Raw genomic sequence first — 4,823 nt, forward strand, 5'->3', positions numbered from 1 at the left:
GGCACGAGCCGCCCGGGCAGCAGCATCGTCGCGACGATGGGCGCGACGACGGTGCACGTGGCCAACGCTGTGTAGAAGAGGGTCAGGACGACGACGTCGTCGAAGTGCAGGTGAGCCCCGCTGATGGCGAGCCCTGCCGCCGCGGCCAGGAGCAGCGACTTCGGGCGGAGGTTGAGGGCCAGCCCCACACCGAGCACGGGGACGGCGCCCAAGGACGCGAGTCCGTTGATCCAGCCCGGCTGCTGGGTGGGTCTCGGGCGATGTCGCCGTGCCAGTGTGACCACCCCCAGCACGACCATCGCGAGACCGATCGTGAACAGCAGCTTCGCGACCAAGGCGTCGTGATGGCGAGGACGTCCGGGCAGCGCCTGGCTGGCCACGGTCGCGATCGCGACGGCCGCGAACGTGCCGATGACGGTGCCGACGGCGAATGCCAAGCCGGAGCGACGACGACTCTCGGCGATGAGGATGAAGATGGTCGCGGTGATCGTGACCGTGCTCAACGCGGCAGCGATGGCGAGCGGCACCAACTGAAGAAGCACCCGATCCATCGCGTCTCCGCCCCTCCGTTCTCAACGTATAGCCGGTCAGGGGGCTTGCCGCAAGACCCCCGTCGTGGCCCAGACTCCCGGCTCCAGCCCGTCGTACGGAAGCACCGGAGCGAATGCCTGTGACACCCCTGACCACCGACGCGTTCTCGCTGGCGGACCACCCGGCCAAGGCCGATCCTGCCCTGATCGCCGCCGACGAGGCCCACTTCGCTGCGATCGCCGAGAGCATCGCGCGCTCGATCGCGGAGCTCTCGGAGCGCCGTGACGCCACGCTCCGCCTCCCCGGCGGCACCGACCAGGCGGCCATGGACCGCGACGAGGAGATCCACCGCATCTCGGCCCGGCTACGGACCCTGAGCCGCTACTCCCTGGACCTCTGCCTCGGGCGGGTCGTCGACACGGACGGCGGGACGCTCTACGTCGGCCGCCTGGGTCTCACCGGGACGGGCGGACAGCGGCTGCTCGTCGACTGGCGCTCCCCCGCCGCCGAGCCGTTCTTCGCCGCCACCCACGCCCGTCCGCACGGCCTGGCCAGCCGACGTCGCTTCCGCTGGACCCGTGGCCGGGTCACCGACTACTGGGACGAGGTGTTCACGGTCGACGGCCTCGAGGGCCACGCGGCCCTGGACGACCAGTCCGCCTTCATCGCCACCCTGGGCAGCAGCCGCTCGCCCAGGATGCGCGACGTGCTGGGCACCATCCAGGCCGATCAGGACGCCATCGTGAGAGCCGGATCGCGCGGCGCGCTCGTCGTCGACGGCGGCCCCGGCACCGGCAAGACCGTGGTGGCCCTGCACCGCACCGCGTACCTGCTCTACTCCGACCCCCGTCTCGGCGACCGCCGGGGCGGCGTCCTCTTCGTCGGCCCCCACCAGCCCTACCTGAGCTACGTCGGCGATGTGCTCCCCAGCCTCGGAGAGGAAGGCGTGCGCACGTGCACGCTGCTGGAGCTGCAGCCGGAGGGAGCGTCCGCGGCCCCCGAGCCGGATCCGGTCGTGGCCAGGCTGAAGTCGTCGGCCGACATGGTCCGGGCGATCGAGCCCGCGGTCCGGATGTACGAGGAGCCGCCCACCGAGGGCATGGACGTCGAGACGCACTGGGCCGACGTCTGGCTGGGGGCGAGCGACTGGGCCGAGGCGTTCGAGTCGCCGGCACCCGGTACGCCGCACAACGAGGCCCGCAACGAGGTCTGGGACGTCCTGCTCACGATCCTGGTGGACAAGCACGAGGCCGACGAGGACGTCTCCCCCGACCTCGTCCGCCGTTCACTGGGACAGAACGCCGACCTGGCCACCGCCTTCAACCGGGCGTGGCCGCTCATCGACGCGACGGACCTCGTCGGCGACCTGTGGGAGGTGCCCGCCTACCTGCGTATGTGCGCGCCGTGGCTCGGTCCCGAGGAGGTTCGTGCGCTCCAGCGCACGAACGCCCGCGAGTGGACCGTGCCGGACCTCCCGCTGCTCGACGCGGCCCGACGCCGGCTCGGCGACCCGGAGACGTCCCGGAGACGGCGTCGCCAGGAGCGGGCCGTCGCGTCGGAGCGCGCCCGGATGGACCGGGTCGTCGACGAGCTCCTGCAGCTCGAGGACGAGGAAGGGCTCATGGCCCAGCTGACGCAGGGCGGCATCCGGGACGCCCTCGTCGACGACGCGGCACTGCCCGTCGACGAGCGCGACCAGCTCACCGGCCCCTTCGCCCACGTCGTCGTCGACGAGGCACAGGAGCTGACGGACGCCGAGTGGCAGATGCTGCTCCAGCGGTGCCCGTCCGGGAGCCTGACGATCGTCGGCGATCGGGCCCAGGCCCGCCACGGATTCAGCGAGTCGTGGGAGGAACGGCTGGAGCGCGTCGGCCTCGATGGTGTCCGACTGGCGTCGCTCACCCTCAACTACCGCACACCCGAGGAGGTGATGGCGGAGGCCGAGCCGGTGATCCGCGCGGCGCTGCCCGACGCGAACGTCCCCACGTCGGTGCGCAGCTCGGGCGTTCCCGTCCACCACGGCTCCGTCGCCGAGCTGCACGCCGTGGTCGAGGAGTGGCTCGACCAGCATGCCGAGGGCACGGCCTGCGTGATCGGGGACCCGTCGTACGAGACCACCGAACGGGTCCGGTCGCTCTCCCCCGTGCTCGCCAAGGGGCTCGAGTTCGACCTGGTCGTGCTCGTCGACCCCGACTCGTTCGGCGCCGGGATCGAGGGAGCGGTCGACCGGTACGTCGCGATGACCCGCGCGACCCAGCGGCTGGTGCTCCTGACCCGCCCCTAGGTCGACAGCGAGGTCCGGGCCGCGCGGTGCCGTCGACGCCGCAGGGTGCCCGGCAGCGTCAGGACCAGGCCGAGGGCGACACCGATCAGGGCACCCACGGAGTTGGCCACGACGTCGCGCGGGTCGGAGACCCGGCCCGGGATGGAGCGCTGGGCGGTCTCGATCGCCGCGGTGAGGGCGACGCTTCCCGCGATCGCCACCCACCACAGCCGGGAGCCGAACAGCAGCAGCACGAACACGCCCACCGGCACGAACAGGGCGATGTTGGCCAGGAACTCCACCCGCTCGACGCTCAGGCGCGCCGTGACCGGGTCGAGGTCGGGATACCTCTCCAGCCGCGCCAGGACGCGAGCCGCGAGCGCGGAGTAGTCCGGCTGGTCGGAGGCCGGGGTCAGGGTCACCAGGCCGACGAAGCCGAGGTAGGCGAAGGTGAGCAGACTCAGGAACGGATGACGGTGGAACACGGCCCCATCATGTCGACGGCCTCCAACCGGCGCTCACCCGTCCGCCGCCGGCTGGTCCCGGGTGAGGTGGAGCAGCCACTGGGTGCCGCCGGTGCGGATCAGCGCGTAACGGCGCACGCCCTGCCGCCCGTGCAGGGAGAAGAGCATGCGTCGCTCGGTGCGGTCATGGTCCTCCCACCAGCCGTCGTCGGCGATCGTCTTGTGCTCGTCCTCGTAGTCGGCGTGCTCGAGCTCGTGGTCGTCGACCGCGATCGCCAGTCGGTCGTGCTCCGCGTCCTCGGGCAGCCCGCGGGGCACCGCCCAGCTGCGCAGCACGCCGTCCTCCTCGAGCCGCAGGTCGAAGTGCGGGCTCGGCTTGCGGTGGTCGTGGAGCACGAACCGTCTCTCCCCCGCCATGCCCCGACCCTGCCACGTGGCGGGCGGGGTCGGGCGTCGGTCGCGCGGATGCGCGACTTTCGCGGACGCGAACTGGTATCGGTCGTCCACGTGCGCGAGCTCCGACCGGTGCCCCGGTCCATTCATGCGCAAGTGCGCGAGCCCCGACCTGTGACCCCGCCTGTTCGGAAGCACGTGCGCGAGCTCAGGCGACCGACGGGGTCCGGCAGGGTCGTCGTGGGGCACGCCACGCACGGCAAGCACCTGCTCACCCGGCTCGGCGGGCTCGACGACTCCCCGCCGGTCACCCTGCACAGCCACCTGCGCAATGGCGGACGTCCGGCTCGTGCTGGCCCTCGACGACGAGCAGACGACCCACGGGATCAAGCTGCACGACCTCGAGCTGGTGCCCACCGCGGACGAGTCGCGCCTGGTCGGCCACCTCGGCCCGGACCCGCTGCGCGACGACTGGGACGCCGACGAGGCGGTCCGCCGGCTGTCCGCCGACCCGACGCTCCCGCTGGTGAGCGCGCTGCTCGACCAGCGACTCGTGTCCGGCCTCGGCAACCTGTGGGCCAACGAGCTGGCGTTCCTCACCGGGGCGAGCCCGTGGGCACCCGTCGGCGACGTCGACGTACGGCGCCTGGTCGAGCGGGCTGCGACCATGCTGCACCACTCGGCCACCGTGCCCCAGGCCTACCAGGTGACGACCGGGTCGATGTGGCCCGGCACCGACCACTGGGTCAGCGGCTGCCAACGACGCGGGTGCCTGCGCTGCGGCACCGCCGTCCGGGTGGTCGCCGAGGTCCCGGGTGACGCCGGCAACCGGCGGACGTGGTGGTGTCCCCGCTGCCAGCCGGGTCCCGGACCGGAGGCTCGGCGTCGCTCCTCCTGACGTGTCAGGCGCCGACGTACGCCGCGAGGTGCTGACCGGTGAGCGTGCCCCGGCCGGCGACGAGGTCGGCCGGCGTGCCCTCGAAGACGACGGTGCCGCCGTCGTGCCCGGCTCCGGGGCCGAGGTCGATGAGCCAGTCGGCGTGGGCCATCACGGCCTGGTGGTGCTCGATGACGATCACGGACTTGCCGGAGTCCACCAGCCGGTCGAGCAGGCCGAGGAGGTTGGCGACGTCGGCGAGGTGGAGCCCGGTCGTGGGCTCGTCGAGGATGTA

At 72.5% G+C, this 4,823-nt stretch carries 5 protein-coding genes and 1 pseudogene; 2 read left to right on the forward strand and 4 right to left on the reverse strand.

Annotated elements, in window-relative coordinates; all coding sequences use genetic code 11:
* The coding region (locus ACXJKL_RS14680) for a GAP family protein (protein WP_457207785.1) at positions 1-542 on the reverse strand (542 nt) is incomplete at its 3' end.
* Positions 543-664: 122 nt separating this feature from the next.
* Between ACXJKL_RS14680 and helR the strand changes: the two genes are divergently transcribed.
* Positions 665-2,815 carry an RNA polymerase recycling motor ATPase HelR gene (gene helR, locus ACXJKL_RS14685; protein WP_457207786.1) on the forward strand — a complete coding sequence of 717 codons (2,151 nt, stop codon included), beginning with the start codon at positions 665-667 and terminating at the stop codon, positions 2,813-2,815.
* Here the strand turns inward: helR and ACXJKL_RS14690 are convergent.
* Both ACXJKL_RS14690 and ACXJKL_RS14695 read right to left on the reverse strand, forming a co-directional pair.
* Positions 2,812-3,279: a VanZ family protein gene (locus ACXJKL_RS14690; protein WP_457207787.1), complete on the reverse strand. Its 468-nt coding sequence runs from the start codon at positions 3,277-3,279 to the stop codon at positions 2,812-2,814. The two genes, helR and ACXJKL_RS14690, sit on opposite strands and share 4 nt — an antisense overlap.
* A gap of 33 nt (positions 3,280-3,312) precedes the next feature.
* Positions 3,313-3,675, reverse strand: a complete 363-nt coding sequence (locus ACXJKL_RS14695; RefSeq protein ID WP_457207788.1) for a DNA polymerase ligase N-terminal domain-containing protein — start codon at positions 3,673-3,675, stop codon at positions 3,313-3,315.
* Between the two features lie 307 nt (positions 3,676-3,982).
* On the opposite strand from ACXJKL_RS14695, the gene ACXJKL_RS14700 reads away from it, so the two are divergent.
* Positions 3,983-4,549 (forward strand): hypothetical protein, encoded by a 567-nt coding sequence (locus ACXJKL_RS14700; RefSeq protein ID WP_457207789.1) that lies wholly within the window; start codon positions 3,983-3,985, stop codon positions 4,547-4,549.
* Positions 4,550-4,553: 4 nt separating this feature from the next.
* On the opposite strand, the pseudogene ACXJKL_RS14705 reads toward ACXJKL_RS14700, so the two are convergent.
* A pseudogene (locus tag ACXJKL_RS14705) lies at positions 4,554-4,823 on the reverse strand (excinuclease ABC subunit UvrA); the annotation flags it as partial.

This window comes from Nocardioides sp. P5_C9_2 (genome assembly GCF_054049555.1).